We start from the raw sequence: 19,669 nt of genomic DNA, 5'->3' as shown, positions 1-19,669 counted from the left end.
TGATGATGCTTGATCATTATCAGCAAACCAAGAACATGCTGGTGTCTTACGATCCTAAAAAAATGGGGTTCTTTTAAACTCATTTAAGTAAAGTTTTTAAAGGGTGGTGATTAACATATTAGTGAGTCAGGTCTGTAAATCTAAAAGCAGGCTTGACGCATTGGTGTTTTATCAATCTTAAGGTTACTTTGATGAGAGCTTGCCAGTTCATTACTAATTGGCTGAGCTTTGGAGAATACCATGCCTAAAAATGCTAATGGCCAGATGAATGGCGCAGCAGGAAGCACTCAGGCTGAAAAAGACTATTTTGCTAAAAGACAACTCAAACAAGGTGCAGTCGGCTGGGTACTATTAATAGGCCTTGGTGTTGCCTATGTCATTTCTGGAGATTTTGCAGGTTGGAACTTTGGGCTTGCTCAAGGCGGTTGGGGTGGGATGTTTGTTGCCACCATTGTGGTCGCCATAATGTATCTTTGTATGTGCTTATCTATGTCAGAAATGGCGACAATGTTGCCTACTGCCGGTGGCGGTTATAGCTTTGCCCGAACTGCCTTTGGTCCTTTGGGCGGTTATTTAACGGGTACAGCAATTTTAATCGAATACGCTATTGCACCAGCTGCTATTGCCGTATTCATCGGTGCCTACTGTGAGTCTTTATTTGGCATTGGTGGGTGGATGGTATATCTAGCTTGCTATATTATCTTCATAGCCATTCATTTGAAAGGTGCTGGTGAAGCTTTAAAAATTATGTTTGGTATCACCGCTATTGCTTGTATCGCACTGGGTGTATTTATAGTAGCAATGATTCCTCATTTCGACAGTAAAAACCTTTTTGACATTGCAGTTGGCAATCAAGCAGGCGCAAGCTCATTCTTACCATACGGCTATATCGGGATTTGGGCCGCTGTGCCATACGCTATTTGGTTCTTTTTAGCGGTTGAAGGTGTGCCCTTAGCCGCTGAAGAGGCCAAAGACCCAGCTAAATCTTTACCACGTGGATTGATTGGCTCGATGCTGATACTCGCAACATTTGCCATTCTTATCCTATTTTTGGGACCAGGAGCAGCTGGTGCTGATGCGTTAAAAGACTCAGGCGCACCCTTAGTAGATGCTTTAGCGTCTGTATATGGAAGTAATTCTTGGTTAGCAAGTTTTGTAAATTTCGTTGGTTTGGCTGGTTTAATTGCGAGTTTCTTCTCGATTATTTATGCCTACTCTAGACAGATCTTCGCCTTGTCTCGTGCAGGATACCTACCTAAGAAACTATCATTAACAAACAATAATAAAGCGCCTTACTTGGCTCTTATTGTTCCTGGAGTTATAGGCTTTCTGTTATCGCTTACCGGTGAAGGTGATTTGCTTATCCTTATGGCTGTGTTTGGTGCAACTGTGTCATATGTTCTCATGATGGCATCTCACATCAAATTACGTTTATCTCGGCCTGATCTTGCTCGTCCTTATAAAACACCCGGTGGTATTTTCACTTCAGGCATCGCTTTAGGTTTAGCATTACTTGCTGTAATAGCCGGATTGATGGTAGATCCTAAAGTCTGGTTTATGGCCGCTGGTATTTATGTCGTATTCATTCTTTATTTCGTTATGTTTAGTCAGCATCATTTAGTCAGTGGTACACCTGAAGAGGAGTTCGCGCAAATAGAAGCTGCAGCTGATGAATTGAGCTAAGTATGCTGATTATGATGTTGTATAAATTAATTAGACACTTCTCACATGACTTTAGGTTTCAAATTGGTTAAAACTTAAGGTCATGATAATTTGAAATATTGAAATATTGAAATATATAGTTTCGTTAGCAACTCACATATTAGAACCAATCAATGTGATGATGAAATAAAGGTGGTTAACATGGCATATAAACATACCGTAGGACAGCGAAGCTACCAATTTAAAGACTTAAAAACCTTGCTGGCAAAAGCATCGCCAAGGCGTTCAGGTGATGAGCTAGCTGGAGTAGCAGCCAGCGATGCCACTGAGCGCGTAGCAGCACAAATAGCGTTAGCAGACTGTTTATTAACTGACTTTTTAGAGGACTTTTTAATACCCTATGAGACGGATGAAGTCACTCGCCTCATCATGGCACAGCATGATTCTCAAGCATTCTCTAAAATATCTAGCTTTACTGTTGGAGACTTAAGAGACTGGCTGTTAGGAGAGTCAGCGACCACAAAGACCATCTCCGAATTAAAATACGCTTTCACACCTGAGATGGTCGCAGCCGTCAGTAAAATAATGCGGGTACAAGATCTTATCTTGGTAGCGAAAAAATGCCGCGTGGTCACTAAATTTCGTAATACCATCGGTCTAGAAGGATCTCTATCTACACGATTACAGCCCAATCATCCAACCGACGATCTATTAGGTATTTCTGCAAGCATCATTGATGGATTGATGTATGGCAATGGGGATGCAGTCATTGGGATTAACCCTGCTACCGATAACATCCAGAACCTGTCTGAACTATTGAAACTACTAGACCATGTGATCTCCGAATATCAAATACCTACTCAGTCTTGCGTTTTAACCCATATCACTTCCGCTATACAGTTAATCAATAAAAACGTACCAGTCGATTTGGTTTTCCAGTCCATCACAGGTAGTGAAAAAGCGAATACTAGCTATGGCATAAACTTAGCAATGTTAAGAGAAGGCTATGACGCTGCTACGAGTCTTAATCGTGGCACAGTAGGTCAAAACGTCATGTATTTTGAAACCGGTCAAGGTAGTGCGTTATCCAGTAATGCTAACTTTGGCGCTGATCAGCAAACGCTTGAGGCCAGAGCTTATGCTGTGGCTAGAGAGTTTAAACCCTTATTGGTTAATACCGTGGTTGGTTTCATCGGGCCTGAGTATCTCTTCGATGGCAAACAGATCATTCGAGCAGGATTAGAAGATCATTTTTGTGGCAAGCTGCTTGGCGTACCCATGGGTTGTGATATTTGTTATACCAATCACGCTGATGCAGATCAGGATGATATGGATACGTTACTGACGTTATTAGCCAATGCTGGCATTAACTTCATCATGGGTATTCCGGGCTCAGATGATGTCATGCTCAACTATCAGACGACTTCATTTCATGACGCTCTATATATTAGACAACTTCTTGGTCTTTCCCCTGCCCCTGAATTTGCGCTTTGGCTGAGTAATAATGACATCTATACCCAATCTGGCAATAGTATCAATTGGTCAGATAAACCATCAGCCTTACTGTCGGGGATAATGGGCAATTAGCTTACTTAAGCGAGAGTATAGAAAACGTCGATACACTATAAAGAGAAATGCTATGGCCATTGATTACTCACCAAATAAGACAGCACTGACTGTCAAAGAGCCTGTCCAATCGAATACAAACAGTGCTAGTGACTTAGTTCATTTAGATCCTTGGGAAAAGTTAAAACAATATACAGATTCTAGAATTGCTTTGGGACGTGTAGGTTGTAGTGTCCCCACTAAGCCCTTGCTCAAGTTTCAGCTTGATCATGCTGAGGCTAAGGATGCTGTATTGCAGGACTTAGATGTTGATTCTTTAGTCGTGAAGCTATCTGAACATTGCCGTTCATCTATAGTCGAGCTAGATTTAGAACTGGTTGCAGAAGGTTTAGATCAGACAAATAACCAAGACGATCAGGTCAGTGATAGCTTAAAAATACTGAGAGTCACCAGCCAAGCGCAAGATAAGTCCGAATATCTTAAACGTCCAGATTGGGGCAGACTGCTTAGTATGGAATCCGCTAAGCAATTGGAAATATTCGGTAAGGACAAGTCCTACGATGTTGCTATCGTTATGGGAGATGGCTTATCAGCGAGAGCGATAGCCGAGAATGCTCCCAAACTTGTTGCAGAACTAATCTCCCTTTTTAAGGAGAAAGGTTGGGCTATCGCACCCTTAGTCATTGCTACTGGTAGCCGTGTCGCTTTAGGAGATGAGGTCGCAGAGCGTCTTCATGCCAAAATGCTGGTCATGCTGATTGGAGAGCGTCCAGGTTTGAGCTCTCCTGATAGCTTAGGTATTTACTATACTTGGGATGCTCAGTCTTCGAGTCATGATGCTATGAGAAACTGCATCTCTAATGTGCGTAATGCTGGCCTGCCAACCAGAGTGGCAGCAAGCCGTCTCTTAGCATTAATGGAGAAATCCTATGAGCTTAAGCTATCTGGTGTTGAGCTAAAAGATGAGCAGGAACTACCGGTATTAGATCAAGGTCAAACAGCGATCAAACTACTATGATGACGAAAAAGATATTATACAATGTAACCGAAAATGCGAAGAACATAGGCTGATGTTACGATGGTTGAGCTGTCGTAAGCATTGGGATATTTCATGTCAATAGAATAGCTCGCTAGGTATAGAAACGCCTGCTTGATCGCATAGACTTCAAAGGTTGTACATAGCGTTTCAAGAGTGCTCATAATACGCTGAAGGATTTTCGGATGTGAGTGATAAACACTAGTAGATAGAGCGATTAAAATAGTGGCAGTGTAAGACATTAAAAAAGGCGCTGCCCATTTAAGGAAGCGCCTTACCAAATACTCTTACAAATATTAAACGGCTGAAATCGCTTCATCTTTTCGCAGAGTAAGAACCTCATAGCCATCAGACGTGACAGCAATTGTATGTTCCCACTGCGCAGATAACTTTTTATCGTTGGTAATTACTGTCCAGCCATCTTTTTTGACCTTAACTTTAGCCTTACCTTGATTAATCATGGGTTCAATGGTAAATGTCATACCTTCTTGTAGAACTAAGCCTTTTCCCAAATGTCCGTAATGAAGCACTTGCGGTTCTTCATGCATTTCACGTCCAATACCGTGACCACAATACTCCCGTACTACAGAATAACCCTGCTTCTCAGCATAACTTTGAAGAGCATGACCAACATCACCTAGCGTCGCTCCAGGTTTCACTGCTCGTATTCCTTCCCACATAGCTTCATAGGTCTTATCAACCAAACGTTTTGCGAGGGGTGCCACCTCACCTATCAAATACATTTTGCTAGAATCGGCAATAAAACCACCTTGCTCCAGGGTAATATCCACATTCACAATATCACCTGATATAAGTATTTGCTGGTCTGAAGGAATACCATGACAGACCACGTTATTCACCGAGGTATTTAATGCGTATTGGTAACCATACTGACCCTTACTGGCTGGGCGTGCACCTAGCTGATCGACAATATAGCGTTCGGCAAGATCATTAATATCCATCGTAGAGATACCGACTGTGATTTTTTCGTCGAGATAATCAAAGACAGAGGCTAGAAGCCTTCCTGACTCGCGCATAATTTCCAATTCCGCTGCATTTTTAAGTATCACCTTATCCATTTATAAGGTTCCTTACATTAATATCAGCTTGTCTCATTTGCTCATTGATAATTTGGTTATAAGACATATTGGGATTAGATTCAGCAAGCATTCCTATCTTGATCCAATATTCAGCTTGTGCGTTGATAGAGCGCACCATGACTGAGCTTGCTTTGCGAATTTCTTCGTGCAGACCATCATCAATTTTAACAATACCCATAGAAATCTCTCAACATACGAAACGTATATGAATCGTATATGAATCGTATATGAATCGTATATGAATCGTATACCTATTTGTATCTAGTTGCAAGAAATAGCAAGCTAATCTAGTTGAATAGTTTTTTATTGACTATTAGTCTATGTTCTATGTTCTATGTTCTATGTTCTATGTTCTATGTTCTATGTTCTATGTTCTATGTTCTATGTTCTATGTTCTATGATAACTAGTTATATCCATACCCTAATCAATTAGTTGAAGCCATAAAAAAAGAGCTGAATAATCAGCTCCTTTTCGACACTTTTTTTAACTGCGCTAACTCACAGCCATCACGCTTACATCGCTGTTTCGTATTGCATGACAGCACATATCTTAATTGGTACAGCAAACCTCCATGGCATGCCAGCACTGCAATAAAAATACCCGTCACTATACGATATAATATACGCTGTAAAGTCATTACCATAATGATCCATCATGGCTTGTTCATCATTTTCATCACAAACTGCACACCATATATCCTTATCACCTCGTGCTAGCATTGCCCGTGTTAAATCACTCCCTTTTAATTCGTTATACATTATCAGCTCCTTGGTCATTCTAAATTCTCTAAAAGCAACGTGTTCTTAAAATATTGATTTCAATAGTACCGAATCTTTTATTTCGATATGAACGATAAGCAACGTCTCTTTTTGAATGATTATGGAAGTGCATAAAGCATTGCTTATTATTTAACAGTCATACATTAGCGCGGATAATATATTGTAAAACACCAGAATCAAAACTGTAACATATAAACATAAAATTCATGACAAACGGTGAAGTTGTTACGACAAGTGGTATCACTAAACAAATAATTTTTGTACACACTAGATTTAGATCAATAAAAATAAAACACATGTTCACTAAGAGATGCTAGTTAAGATGACTATAACGCTTCAAGTCTATGATATATAAGATTTGTAATAGCTTATGCTGTCTATGTAGCTTCATCACCTTACCCAACAATTTATTGTAAAATCTTATCTCAACACCTAATCTTTGATCGTAAATCATAACAGTCAAATCAGGTATAATAATGATTATGACAACCTCTATAACTCCTAATTCTCGGAAAATTATTCATATAGATATGGATGCTTTTTATGCCAGTGTGGAGCAGCGTGATTTTCCTGAATTACGCGGTAAGCCATTGGTCGTTGGTGGCGACCCTAGTGGTCGCGGTGTCGTAGCAGCAGCCAGTTATGAGGTACGTAAATTTGGTGTACGTTCTGCCATGTCTTGCTATGAGGCACGCAAACGTTGTCCAGAAGTAGTATTTGTAAGGCCTCGTTTTGAAGTTTATCGAGCAGTGAGCGATGAGATTCGCCGTATTATGTACCTCTTAACCCCAAACGTTGAGCCATTATCGCTAGATGAAGCCTATCTAGATGTCACAGGACTGCAAGTTCATAATGGCTCAGCGACAATCATGGCCAATTGGCTGAGAGCTCAAATATTAGAGCACACAGGATTGACAGCGTCTGCCGGCGTCTCATTTAACAAAATGCTGGCCAAAATTGCTTCAGATATTAATAAACCCAATGGCATAGCGATTATCACGCCCACAGATGCCGATGCCTTTATTAGCACCTTACCTATTGAGCGCTTTCACGGTATCGGTAAAGCAACTGCTAGGCGCCTACATGCGATGGGCGTGAGCTATGGTGCCGATCTACGGCAGACGCCCGCGGCAGTATTGGTACAGGAATTTGGCAAACGTGGTCAGTTTTATCATGACATCGCACATGGACGTGATGATCGTGCTGTCAAGTCTGAGCGCATGCATAAATCCATTGGCTCAGAGACTACTTTTAGAGACAATCTAACGGATAACAATGCGTTACGAGTACAGATTTATGAGCAGAATGAAGATGCTTTTAATCAAGTACAGAAAAAACAGCTAATCGCTTACACCATTACGCTCAAAGTTAAATATGCAGACTTTACTCAAATAACACGCTCTCACACATTATCGACTGCTTTTGATAGTGCCAAATCTGCGCACTATTGGTTAGACAAGCTATTTTTAGATATTCCTCGTGAGCTACCCATTCGCTTAGTGGGTGTCACTTTCTCTTCCCTTGCACCCGCTGCACAATTGCTGCCTCAATTAAACTTGTTTGAATAACTTAATAGACGACTGGCATTAAGCAGTTTTTTTGATGATTATTAATAGCAACTGATAGCAGCTACTTATATTATTACTTAGGCTATTTTTTGAAGTAGCTACTCTACTTGTATGCGCATGAGTCGCTATTAAACTGTCCTTTCATAATCTCATTTCTGCTACAATTACATCAAAATTTATATTCATTTAAAGACTCATTATGACCGACATACATGCTGTAGACGCTGAAATCAACACCTTAATTGATACGAATAAAGATAACGATACCTTAGATTACTTAAGCGTTGACGATTACGATTATGAGTTGCCGGATAGCCTGATTGCACGTTATCCGTTGTCGCAACGCTCTGCCTCCAAACTACTATACTTGCCTGCTGACCAACAGAAAACTACTGCTGTAGAGGATCGTTTATTTGCTGAGCTGCCTGACTTGTTAAGTGCTGGAGACCTCATCGTGTTCAATGACACTAAAGTGATGAAAGCACGATTATTCGGTCAAAAAGACACTGGTGGTAAACTTGAAGTGCTCATTGAGCGGTTGGTCGGTATTTCGGACTTGGATACAGCAACGCTGCATTTAGAGGACATGACTGGTAAGCCAATCAATCAAGAGCATATTGCGCTTTGCCATGTAAAAGCCAGTAAAGCACTTAAACTTGGACAACGCTTGCAACTCGCCGATGGTCATATGAGTGCGACTATGATTGGTCGTCAAGACAATTTATTTATCTTAGCTTTCGATGCGCCTGTCTTGCCGCACTTAGAGCTTTATGGTGAGTTGCCTATCCCGCCCTACTTTGAACGCCATGCTGACGATACAGATAATGCTCGCTATCAAACAGTCTTTCATGACCCAACCAAGCTTGCAAGCGTAGCAGCTCCTACCGCAAGCTTACATTTTGATGACTTAGTACTCAGTAAACTGACTGAAAAAGGCATCAATACTGCCTTTGTCACTTTGCATGTCGGCGCTGGTACATTTGCGCCTGTAAAAACAGACAACTTACTCAATCACACCATGCATAGTGAGTACGCACATCTACCACAAGCCACTGCCGATCTAATCAATCAAACACATGCTAATGGTAAGCAAGTTATCGCTATTGGTACGACGGTTACCCGTGTGCTCGAGACAGCGTATCAAAAAACAACAAATGATGGACAAGCTCTGTCTAGTTGGTCAGGTGACACTGATATATTTATTTATCCAGGATTTAAGTTTGGTGTAATAGACAAACTGTTAACCAACTTTCATTTACCTAAATCCACGCTATTAATGTTGGTGTCGGCATTTTCGGGTAAAGATACGATAGAGCATGCTTATAAACATGCTATTAAAGAGCAATATCGCTTCTTTAGTTATGGCGATGCAATGCTACTTGAAAAAAAATCAGCTTGAACATTACTTAAACATTTTTTGTATTGTTCACAACAGTTGTGAAATAAACTGGTAAACTAAGCAGTATTTTGTTATAACAGCAAAGATAACTAATATTCTAAAGGGCGGCACATGTCTGGTCATTTATCTCATCGTTTGACTAATATACATCGCGCGGTATCGGTGGCACTACTTTATTCTGTAGGTTATGCCGCCTTAGTGTCGAGTGCACAAGCGGCAACGATAGGAAAGACTGTTGTTACTTCTGCTCAGCATGAGCCTCTGGTAGCAAGCATTGCTGTTTCAGATATTAGAGCGGCTGATTTTTCAGCAAGCTTGGCAAACTCTACTATTTATCAACAGATGGGGTTGACCCAGACTGACTCAATGAGTGTACGCTTTCAGCCTACTTCAGCGACCAGTGGTCAAGTATTTATAACGACTTCGCAGCCAGTATCTAAGCCTTTTGCCGATGTAGTTTTGACTCTAAATGATAAAGGTCAACACAATGTTATTCCTAAGACATTGTTGATGCCGCTTAATGATAATGTGCCTGTTGAAGCAACTAAGAATACCGTTACTGGCGCAAAAAAACCAAGTTTACCAAGTGTATCCGCAAGTATTGCCGAGCCATTAACCGTCAGAAAAGGTGCGCCACCACCGTTTATATCAGCGCCTAATGTATCAACGAGCGAGTTAGTTGCCTCTAAATTGCCAGCGCCGAGCATGCAGTTACCTACCGTGGGTACTGCGGCGCAAGGCACCAATCTTGCTTATGCACCGAGTCGTTTGGATAATGGTCGCCTGAGCAATAGCGTTGAGACAAATAATACCAATACTAACGACAATAAGCCGAATTCAGCAAGCCGATTAGACAATGGTCGTTTGAGTGCAGATAAGAATGTTACGACAATCGGCACCAATAATACCGACCTTAATGAAAATAAAAATACGTCGATTACAGCGCTCACTGACAAAAAATTCGATATTTTAAATATACAAATCACCCGCCAAATACAGCCAAGTAGCAAGTCAGATAATGGCATAATGACTGCTGTGCCTATGATGCCCGCACCAAACGATAATAAAGCAAACATATCAACGCCCGATCTCGACACTAGCAATGACATCGCTACCACTACTCCGACGAATAATATACCTGCTAACATTGCTGCACCTGCATCGCCTAACACCAGTATTGCCAATAGTGCCTCTGATAATACGGCAAACAATACTGCGGCTGCCCAGTATCAAGTACAGCGCAACGATAGCCTATGGGTCATTGCTCAGCAGATAGCACAAGAAAATGATCTCGATGTGCAAACCGTGATGAAACAGATTCAATCACAAAACCCTGATGCTTTTATTAACAAAGATGCCGATCAATTAAAAGCAGATGCCAAGCTCAGCTTACCTAGCTATGATGTCGTGCCATCACAGCAGAAATTAGAAGCAGCGATTAGTGCACAAAGACAATATAACCGCAGAGCAAACACACCGATAGTAAAAAAAACAGCTAAGACACCAGCTAAAAAAACCGCTGAGAAATCTCAAACAACAAAACAACGTAAAAAACCAGTGATTACGAAGACACAAACGTTACCAAAAGCACAGTTTTCTGTGCTAGCTCCTGGTCGTAATGGCAGTGCAGACGGTACTCAAGCAAAATCTGCTTCGGCAACAGGTAATGGTCTCAGCACAGATGTATTAGCAACGCTCAAGGCATCAAGAGAAAACGCCGCTTTACAAGCTCAGCGCTTATCAAAAACCAGTATTGCCCTTGATAGCTATACTAAAAAAATTCAACTACAGAACCAAAAACTGGCTGAGCTACAAGCTCGTCTCAAAAAACTACGCAATCAATAATTGCCTGACTAATCAATGCAATACGCCGTGATCATAGGCGTGGGAGTAACTATGGACAACATGCTATATATCATCGCTGGATTGGTACTTATTCTACTAGTAGTTGGTTTAGTACTGCGCAAAAACAAAGCGCAAAAACCCTCACCACAACCATTTGCAAAGTCGGAGCAAAACGCTGCTACGACAACTCCGGACCATGGTTCTCCTGCCCAAAGCAATAAAGCTGAAGATAAGTTCAATCATATTATGATTGCGCAGCGTTTTATGGATCAACAACGCTATGACAAAGCGATTGAGACACTCAATCGTGGTCTAAGAGAACAGCCCAATGATGGTGAGCTATCTCTCAAGCTACTTAGCATATACGCAACCATCAATCAGCCAGAGAACTTCAACAAAGTCTATAATGCAATTAAAACGCAAAGCGATCCAAAGAGTATCGTTCTAGCCGATGAGTTAAAAGCTTTGTTTTCTGAAGAGCAGAATCAAGTCGCGGCAAAAGAGACACCAGTAGAAGATAATAGCGGTTTTGAAAGCATAGATTTTGACTTGCCAACTAGCCAAGTCGATAGCAATAACGCTACTCTAAGTAACGAGCCTATCGTTAGTGCGATATCTTCAAATGATTCTCCAAAGGCAACCGCTCCGGACGACAAAATAAACGATAGCTTTGATCTTACACTGAACGATTTAGAGAGCGGTTTCAACGAACCTGCTGCAACCAGTACAGCGCCTGTCGCATTAGATGTGATAGAAGATGAAAGTATCGATGTATCTACTATTGATACTCCTACCGAAGATGACGAGCTTATTGATTTCGACTTTAGCTTTGATTCACCTGAAGAAACAAGTGCGCAAACAGAGCCTTCTATAGACGCAGCTTCATCTGATCATGCTACCGAAGATATGACGCTAGACAGTGAAGATTTCGTCTTAGATTTTGATGATTTAGCGACTGATGCTGATCAAAGTACTGAAGAGAACATTACTGAAGAGTTGGTTATTGATGCGTTCGAAAGTGATGCAGCAGAAGACTTTGTACTACCTTCAGACAATATTGATACGCCAAGTAGCACAGAAACGTCGTTAGAAATCGAAGAAACTACCTTTGCAGAAAATAGTGATAACTTTGTTCTTCAAGACAGTAGTTTTGAAGAACAAAGTTTTGAGGACAGCGATTTTGAAATAGAAGATCTTGAAAAAATCGATGTTGAAGAGCCACTGCTCAACGATAGCAACTTACAAGAAACTCTTGCTAATGGGTTTGCTGCTATACCGACTGACACATCACTGTTCGATGATAACAGCCTAGTAAGTGATGAGTTTGCTGTAGAGCCTTTGACTGCAGCTAGCCCAGTCGATATCGAGACCGATATTGCAACTGACGAAGTGGACGAAACTCTTGAAACTGCAGAGGATTTCTCATCGCGTTTTGCAGCAGATTTTGACTTTGTCAAATCACTAGATAGTAATCAAGTGACTCTTGACTTGGCTGGCCAATATTTGCAACTGGGTGAGTACGACAGCGCCAAACGCCTGCTTACTGAAGTGATTGCCCATGGTGATAGTGAACAGCAGAGCCAAGCGCAAATACTACTTGAGCGCACTGCATAGTAAACAACCCGTTTTCTTATCAGCAAGTATTCTATCGTCATAGAATACTTGCTGATTTTTTTTGCGTTTAACCTTTATACTATTTATTATTAATAGAGCTTATTGAGTACATTCTAGACCTCTTTTTCTTTCATACTTAATTATTACGCCAATACTATGCCATCTTCTACTATGACAACGACAATATCTAATTCTATTCAACTGGTTTATGCTGGTGGTACTTTTGGTAGCTATGGACGACCTCTAGCTCCTTTATCAGCAGATGTGTTTTTGCCAACGCTACAGGCCCTAATGCTTAATCATGATAGTTCAGCCAAGCTCCCTAATATCTTTTGGTTAGATAATTCATTGATTAAAGACAGTAGCCAACTCACCCCGAGTGACTTTATTCACTTTTATCAGCTGTTACTGACAGCTTATGCACATGGTGATAGACGCTTTGTGTTAATTACTGGTACGGACACCTTAAGCTACTTAGGGGCATTTTTGGCAGAAGCATTTGCAGGTAGCGATATTTGTGTCATCGTCACTGGCAGTATGCGGCCATTGTTAGACAGTGAAGTACTACAGTCCTACACTATCGACACTCACAGTGATGCTTGGGACAACCTCAATCATTCGTTGAAACTGGCAGCGGCAGGTGAGTCAGGTGTCAAGATCAGTTTTGGTGGTGAGTCTTGGCCTGCACAAACGGTACAAAAGATTCATAGTCATGATTTGATGGCATTTACTGGTCACTCTCGAGCAGCATATCCGGCAAATAGCTATATTAAAAATCTACCAGATACTCGACGCCAGCATTGGCTTGATGATCAGCAATCCTTACTTGCCAGTATTCAAGCGCGTGCTAAATCTAGCAGCGTCCATGCCCTATATTGCTTGCCTAATGATACCGAAATCATCAATAATCAGCTGCAAGCACTCTTATCACAGCCACCATCTGGCATTATTCTATTAGGATTTGGGGCTGGTAATGTTCCTTATTCCGCAGCACTAGCAGAAACATTAGAGCTGCTTCATAAAAAAGGGCATATGGTAATATGTGCTAGCCAATGCCCATTCGGCGGTGTGAGCGATAGCTATGCGGCTGGTAGTTGGCAGTATGACCATCATGTCATTGCGGGTGGACGTCTAACCATTCCGGCAATTTATGCGCGATTGTTATGGCTGCTATTACGCTATGACACTCCGGCAAGACGTAAACAACGTTGGTTGAACAATGTCAGTCAGACTGGCACAAGCATCAAAAAGCGATAAACTACTCTTAATAACCTTAATTTTATAAGTTTAAAAACCACCATGTCTGAAACTGAAATCATCGAGTCTGAACGTTTGCCAATTTATACCTTAGCGATTGCTATTGAGTTTTTGGGCACACATTATCATGGTTGGCAGCGACAACGAGAAGTGATGGGTGTACAAGAAGCACTCGAAACGGCTATTAGTAAAGTTGCCAACGAATCAGTAGAAGTCATCGCAGCTGGGCGTACTGATGCAAGCGTTCATGCCAGTAATATGATTGCTCATTTTACGACGCACGCTTACCGCCCTACTCATAACTGGTTGCGCGGCGTGAACAGCTTGCTACCTGACGACATTGCTCTACGCTGGATTCAACCGATGCCTGCTGACTTCCATGCGCGCTTTGGCGCCATTGCCCGTCGTTACCGGTACATTACTCTCAACCAACCACAGCGCCCTGCGATACTCAATCATCAAGTCACTCATATCTATGAGCCGCTCGACTTAGCAGCAATGCAATTGGCGGCAGCCGATATCGTTGGTACTCACGATTTTAGTAGCTACCGTGCCGCAGCTTGTCAATCCAACCAACCAGTGCGTACCATCAGCCATGCCAGACTTTTTGAACACGGTCAGTTTATTGTATTTGATATTCAAGCGGATGGGTTCTTACATCATATGGTTCGTAATTTGATGGGTACTTTATATGCCATCGGTAGGCATGAGTTAGTGCCAGATGATTTTATGAATATTTTACATAAAAAAGATCGTACGATTGCACCACCGACGGCCTCTGGTGATGGCTTGTACTTCATTAACGCTTATTACCCTGAACGTTTCCAGCAGATATTACCAAAGGTACCTTTGACGCCTATTTGGCTAAATTTGCCTAACTAAATTAATGTGAACTGGCATACATATCACTTACAGACTGTCAAGTCAAAACCCGGTTCCGTATTGCTTTAACCTGCTAACTTACGTATAATATGGGCTTATTTTTAATTGATTGATACAAATTATGGCAAAAGACGATATTATCGAATTTGAAGGCGAAGTCATTGATACCCTTCCTAACACTTTGTTCAAAGTTCGTTTAGAAAACGGACATGAAATCATTGCGCACATCTCTGGTAAAATGCGTAAGCATTATATCCGCATCTTGACTGGTGATAAAGTTAAGGTCGAAATGACGCCTTATGACCTTTCTAAAGGTCGTATTACTTATCGTGGCAAAAACTAATTTCTTACCAACTAAAACGGTTATAAAAGCATTTATATAAACACAGCCAGCTGTCGAATGACACTTTTATCACTGGTATAAATGTTTGAGTAGTTTAACTGATAATAATAATGAAAATGCTAACCTACTCATTATTGCCTATCAATATTTTAGTTGTTTGATGTTTGTTTTTACCATAAAAATACCGCTCAATATCAGCGGTATTTTTTTGTCTGTTTTTTATGATTTAGCTTCTTCGTTTTTAACTAAATTCAACGGTTGCGCCGTTCTTGATCACACCTAGCAGACTAAGTGCATCCCAGTTAGTCAAACGCACACAGCCAGCTGAAGCCTGACGACTGATACGATCAGGGTCTGGTGAACCATGAATACCATAAGTTAGTTTGCTCAATCCAATCCATACCGAACCAACTGGATTATTAGGGCCTGGCGGAATGATAGACTTACGACCGTCATTGCCTGTATAGGTATAATTAGGCTCATTCACCTTTACCTTTACTGTATGCGTACCTGTGGGCGACGGTGTCGCTGTACTACCCACTGTCGTCGGATAACTAGCGACTAACTTATTATTTTCGTCATAAGCATAGAGTGTTTCAGTGTCCTTGTCGGCGACTACTCGGCTAACAGGCTTGGTATTCGGGTTGCCAGGGTTGTATACCGTAATAATTTCACCAGCAGTAAAGCTAGCATTAGGATTGAGAGTTTTTAGATACCTCTCACTAATATGGAATTTTTCCGCGAGCGCTTCAGTGAGGCTTTCATAATACATTCCTTCAAGCTTGGATTTGGCAACAGAATCAGCCGGTATAGTCGTGGTCTTGACGTTTACATCTGTATCAGTTAGCTGATAATTTACTAATACTGGTTGGGCCATAAGCTTTTCATTTTTAATCAGTGCTTGCCACGTTTCATTGTTCAACGTATCAGTTACGGTCAGGCCATTCGCATTTTGAAATGCCTGCATGGCTTTGCGGGTATTTTTTCCCCAATATCCATCTACAGATCCTACCCCATTATGATGCCAATTCAATAAGGCTTGTAGTTTTGTTCCCATGTTACGATCTACGGCAGCATCTGCAGACCAATTGATAGCATTCACTTTTTTTGCAGTGTCTGATAGATTTTCAGTTGTGTATTTTATGGTAGGCAATAGCTTATTTAATGATGTCACAGCTTTGCTATCTCCTGTTAACTTTTGGCTTATCCCATTCGTCACTGGACTCACTTCTGTTGGAGCTATGGCGCTACCATCTGTACTCACATCGTTAGTTGGTTCTGCTGCAATACTTTGTCCCATAAAAACGACTGTAGAGAGTCCAATCATTGCTATCGCTGTGCTTAATTTTTTTAATTGGTACATGTAACACTCCTGATTTTTGATAAAAATTTTGTTTTTTGTTTTCAGTTTTTATTATTAATACGCTATTATTTTTAGACTTTCGAAATTTTAATGGTTATAGCGCTTTTTCTATTAATTTCCTTATAAAACGATAAATACATCTATCCATTTGTTATTAATCAATATTGCCATATTCTTCTGTGAGCATATAACAGCTTTGTGTTAATGAAAGCCTTGCCTGACGGTAGCTGTGTTAAAACAAGTGCTTTTTTACGACTTGGTGAACTAGTATGTTACGGCTAGTAAAAATCTCAGACAAGCACGAAAAAACCCATAATCTGCTTAGCAAATTATGGGTTTGCAACTACAAGAATTTATTAAGATTAAAATAACTCAGTCTAAAAATAAGACGGAGAAAATTTCAAGCTACATCACAAAGGTATGGATTAAACCAGTTTAGCCAATACTGCTTGACCCATTTCTATACAACCTACTTGCTTAAGTCCAGCTTCACTGCTATCTAAAATATCAAGCGTACGTAGACCATCATCAAGCACATCACTGACCGCTTGCTCAATGGCTTTAGCGGCCTCTTCTTGCTTAAAGGTATAACGCAGCATCATCGCAACAGATAAGATGGTCGCCAATGGGTTGGCTTTATCTTGTCCTGCAATATCAGGTGCTGAGCCATGGCACGGCTCATACATGCCTTTACCTGCTACATCAAGGCTAGCTGATGGCAACATACCGATAGAGCCTGTTAGCATCGCTGCTTCGTCAGATAAGATATCACCGAACATATTGCCCGTCACCATCACATCGAACTGCTTAGGGTCTTTGATAAGTTGCATACAAGCATTATCAGCATACATGTGCGATAACGCCACATCGCTATAGTCCGCTTGTTGCATCTGGGTCATCGTCTGCTTCCACAGCTCTGTGACTTCTAATACGTTTGCTTTGTCCACTGAGCAAACTTTCGGCGCTGTACCTGCTGCTTGCGCACGTGTTTTTGCCAATTCGAAAGCCACTTTACCGATACGTTGAATCTCACTCGTACTATATACCATGGTGTTATAGCCTTGCTGCTCGCCATTCTCTAATGTGCGAATACCACGCGGCTCACCAAAATAAATACCACCTGTTAGTTCGCGAACAATAAGCAAATCTAAACCCGAGATAATTTCAGGCTTGATACTAGATGCATTAGCAAGCTGAGGATAAAGCTTTGCCACACGTAGATTAGCAAACAAACCAAGCTCACCACGGATTTTCAGCAGACCACGTTCAGGACGTTTGCTACGTTCAATACCATCCCACTTAGGGCCACCAACGGCTCCTAGTAATACGGCATCTGCAGCACGTGCACGTGCCAGAGTCTCATCAGGTAAAGGCTCGCCAGTTGCATCAATAGCAACGCCACCAATCAATCCAGACTCAAGTGTCAAACCTAATGTAAACTTATCGTTGACAGCATTAAGCACATCAATGGCTTGAGTCATGATTTCAGGGCCAATACCATCGCCTGCTAATGTTAAAATCGTTGCCATACTGATCCTTGGGGGTAAGTAAGTTTTATTTATAATATTGCTATAAGCTAATGATATTTTTTAAAATCAAACACTCATGCAATGAGCTACGCAAAAATTGCGATATATCTGCTTGAATGATTATCCGCATCAATATTAAGACACAGATGTACTGACTTCACTGACTGTTAGGCTTTCGCTTTTGACGGTGCAGGCATAGCATTAGTGAGACGCGTTTCTACAAACTCGCCTTGATGCTCACTACCAATTTCTTTACAAAAGCGGCGCTTTACACTATTTCCTTGATATAGATCGACACACAGAGGTTCTGGTGATGCAGTGTCTAACAAACTACCTGAGTTATCGCTAGATTTATTTTGATAAGCTCGAAGCTGATAAGTATCCGCCTCTACAAAATCATGAATCATCGCAAAACGCTCAACGTAACCTAAATTGTTTTCTGGATAAAAATTCACTTGTACTTCTCGTTTGGCTGGCTTTACCCGTGCATAGTAATTGGTTAGACCTGCGATACCTGATGCAGACAAAGGGACAATTTTTATCTCGTTTTTATGAGCTATTGGTGTCATGTCCATTTTCATAGTGACTTTTGCAGGTTTATTACTATTGTAATTTGTCCCATTGCCACTTGCTCCGTTATCACTCGCTGCTGTCATCGCAACGACCATCGCAGAGTTAATAGGCTCATGGGTATCAGTACCTATTACTGGTACTTTATCTATTCGCGCAATTTCACAATGATAAGTGCCTATGCAAGCAATATTCACCTCACCAGCGACAGGTTGAATCTTACCTGCCCACGCTTTTGCGCTTTCTGCCTCATCTATTTTCTGGTAGCCATTCATGAGCTGACAGCCTGACAACCACAAGCTGGCAGCAACCATTGTACTTGTCCATAAAACATAACGTTTTTTATTCATAATGACGGCTACTATTCATAAGTGAAATAATAAAATACTTTACAAAACCATACTTCATTTTAGCCAGTTCGCCGCCATAACTCAACGCTGCATTACGGTTGTTCAGCAGTTTTATGCACCATAGCTATCAATTAACTGCCTAGGCTCGTACTTCGTTGAAGATCCAAGGCGTTTTTTGCATCATTTGTTGCTCATACTCTTTGATAGCATCACTTTGCTGCAAGGTAAGGCCGATATCATCAAGACCATTTAGCAAGCAGTGTTTACGGAAATCATCCACTTCAAAAGCGTACTCTTCACCTGTTGGCGTAATAACGACCTGACGCTCAAGATCAGCCGTCAGCTCATAACCTTCATTAGCCGCAGTAGCTTTCATCAACGTATCGACGATATCTTCCGCCAATACAATTGGGAGCATGCCATTTTTAAAGCAGTTGTTATAAAAAATATCGGCAAAGCTTGGTGCAATAACGGTACGAAAGCCATATTCTGAAAGCGCCCACGGTGCATGCTCACGGCTAGAGCCACAGCCAAAGTTTCTGCGTGCTAGTAAGATATTAGCACCCTGATAACGTGGCTGATTGAGAATAAAGTCTGGGTTGATAATGCGTGTGCTATTGTCCTGACCTGGATAACCTTCGTCGAGATAGCGCCAATCATCAAATAAATTGACACCAAACCCTGTACGTTTAATAGATTTTAAAAACTGTTTTGCGATAATTTGATCAGTATCGACGTTTGCGCGATCTAAAGGGCAAACGATACCGGTTTGGGTGTTATAAGCTTGCATAAAATTCCCTATCAA

At 41.2% G+C, this 19,669-nt stretch carries 18 protein-coding genes; 11 read left to right on the top strand and 7 right to left on the bottom strand.

Annotated elements, in window-relative coordinates; all coding sequences use genetic code 11:
* From AAEY75_RS17530 to eutC, 4 genes are all read left to right on the top strand, one after another.
* Positions 1-77 (top strand): hypothetical protein (locus tag AAEY75_RS17530; RefSeq protein WP_502944368.1); only part of this gene is annotated, 77 nt, incomplete at its 5' end.
* A gap of 187 nt (positions 78-264) precedes the next feature.
* Entirely contained in the window at positions 265-1,683 is a 1,419-nt protein-coding gene (eat, locus tag AAEY75_RS04285; protein ID WP_352258629.1) for an ethanolamine permease, read from the top strand.
* Between the two features lie 180 nt (positions 1,684-1,863).
* A complete protein-coding gene (locus tag AAEY75_RS04280; protein WP_352258610.1) occupies positions 1,864-3,249 on the top strand; it encodes an ethanolamine ammonia-lyase subunit EutB in 1,386 nt (461 codons plus the stop codon).
* Positions 3,250-3,301: 52 nt separating this feature from the next.
* Positions 3,302-4,246, top strand: a complete 945-nt coding sequence (gene eutC / locus AAEY75_RS04275; RefSeq protein WP_352258608.1) for an ethanolamine ammonia-lyase subunit EutC — start codon at positions 3,302-3,304, stop codon at positions 4,244-4,246.
* 314 nt (positions 4,247-4,560) lie between these two features.
* On the opposite strand, the gene map is transcribed toward eutC, so the two are convergent.
* The 3 genes from map to AAEY75_RS04260 form a co-directional block, all read right to left on the bottom strand.
* Entirely contained in the window at positions 4,561-5,343 is a 783-nt protein-coding gene (gene map, locus AAEY75_RS04270) for a type I methionyl aminopeptidase (RefSeq protein ID WP_352258606.1), read from the bottom strand.
* A complete protein-coding gene (locus tag AAEY75_RS04265; protein ID WP_352258604.1) occupies positions 5,336-5,542 on the bottom strand; it encodes a ParD-like family protein in 207 nt (68 codons plus the stop codon). Before AAEY75_RS04265 ends, map begins: the two co-directional genes overlap by 8 nt.
* Positions 5,543-5,877: 335 nt before the next feature.
* Positions 5,878-6,123 (bottom strand): hypothetical protein, encoded by a 246-nt coding sequence (locus tag AAEY75_RS04260; RefSeq protein WP_352258602.1) that lies wholly within the window; start codon positions 6,121-6,123, stop codon positions 5,878-5,880.
* Positions 6,124-6,626: 503 nt separating this feature from the next.
* Here AAEY75_RS04260 and dinB point away from each other — a divergent pair.
* From dinB to infA, 7 genes are all read left to right on the top strand, one after another.
* Entirely contained in the window at positions 6,627-7,712 is a 1,086-nt protein-coding gene (gene dinB / locus AAEY75_RS04255) for a DNA polymerase IV (protein WP_352258600.1), read from the top strand.
* Positions 7,713-7,911: 199 nt separating this feature from the next.
* Positions 7,912-9,111: a tRNA preQ1(34) S-adenosylmethionine ribosyltransferase-isomerase QueA gene (gene queA / locus AAEY75_RS04250; protein WP_352258598.1), complete on the top strand. Its 1,200-nt coding sequence runs from the start codon at positions 7,912-7,914 to the stop codon at positions 9,109-9,111.
* Positions 9,112-9,222: 111 nt separating this feature from the next.
* Positions 9,223-10,956 (top strand): type IV pilus assembly protein FimV, encoded by a 1,734-nt coding sequence (locus AAEY75_RS04245; RefSeq protein WP_352258596.1) that lies wholly within the window; start codon positions 9,223-9,225, stop codon positions 10,954-10,956.
* 51 nt (positions 10,957-11,007) lie between these two features.
* Complete coding sequence (locus tag AAEY75_RS04240) at positions 11,008-12,570, top strand: FimV/HubP family polar landmark protein (RefSeq protein WP_352258594.1); 1,563 nt, start codon at positions 11,008-11,010, stop codon at positions 12,568-12,570.
* 156 nt (positions 12,571-12,726) lie between these two features.
* Positions 12,727-13,827: an asparaginase gene (locus AAEY75_RS04235; protein ID WP_502944365.1), complete on the top strand. Its 1,101-nt coding sequence runs from the start codon at positions 12,727-12,729 to the stop codon at positions 13,825-13,827.
* A gap of 42 nt (positions 13,828-13,869) precedes the next feature.
* Positions 13,870-14,709, top strand: a complete 840-nt coding sequence (gene truA / locus AAEY75_RS04230) for a tRNA pseudouridine(38-40) synthase TruA (protein WP_352258592.1) — start codon at positions 13,870-13,872, stop codon at positions 14,707-14,709.
* A 121-nt stretch (positions 14,710-14,830) separates the two neighbouring features.
* Positions 14,831-15,052 (top strand): translation initiation factor IF-1, encoded by a 222-nt coding sequence (gene infA / locus AAEY75_RS04225; protein ID WP_021814850.1) that lies wholly within the window; start codon positions 14,831-14,833, stop codon positions 15,050-15,052.
* Between the two features lie 241 nt (positions 15,053-15,293).
* On the opposite strand, the gene AAEY75_RS04220 is transcribed toward infA, so the two are convergent.
* From AAEY75_RS04220 to leuD, 4 genes are all read right to left on the bottom strand, one after another.
* The gene (locus AAEY75_RS04220; RefSeq protein WP_352258589.1) at positions 15,294-16,415 is read right to left on the bottom strand and encodes a L,D-transpeptidase family protein; all 1,122 of its coding nucleotides are present in this window, start codon (positions 16,413-16,415) and stop codon (positions 15,294-15,296) included.
* A gap of 425 nt (positions 16,416-16,840) precedes the next feature.
* The gene (gene leuB / locus AAEY75_RS04215) at positions 16,841-17,944 is read right to left on the bottom strand and encodes a 3-isopropylmalate dehydrogenase (RefSeq protein ID WP_110922533.1); all 1,104 of its coding nucleotides are present in this window, start codon (positions 17,942-17,944) and stop codon (positions 16,841-16,843) included.
* A gap of 167 nt (positions 17,945-18,111) precedes the next feature.
* On the bottom strand, positions 18,112-18,864 hold the full coding sequence (locus AAEY75_RS04210) for a hypothetical protein (protein ID WP_352258587.1): 753 nt from the start codon (positions 18,862-18,864) through the stop codon (positions 18,112-18,114).
* 139 nt (positions 18,865-19,003) lie between these two features.
* Entirely contained in the window at positions 19,004-19,654 is a 651-nt protein-coding gene (gene leuD / locus AAEY75_RS04205) for a 3-isopropylmalate dehydratase small subunit (RefSeq protein ID WP_352258585.1), read from the bottom strand.
* Positions 19,655-19,669 lie beyond the last annotated feature (15 nt).

Origin of the sequence: Psychrobacter sp. TB55-MNA-CIBAN-0194 (assembly GCF_040309505.1) — a bacterium.
Taxonomy (GTDB): Bacteria; Pseudomonadota; Gammaproteobacteria; order Pseudomonadales; family Moraxellaceae; genus Psychrobacter; species Psychrobacter fozii.
This window is presented reverse-complemented; position numbering and strand designations above follow the sequence as displayed.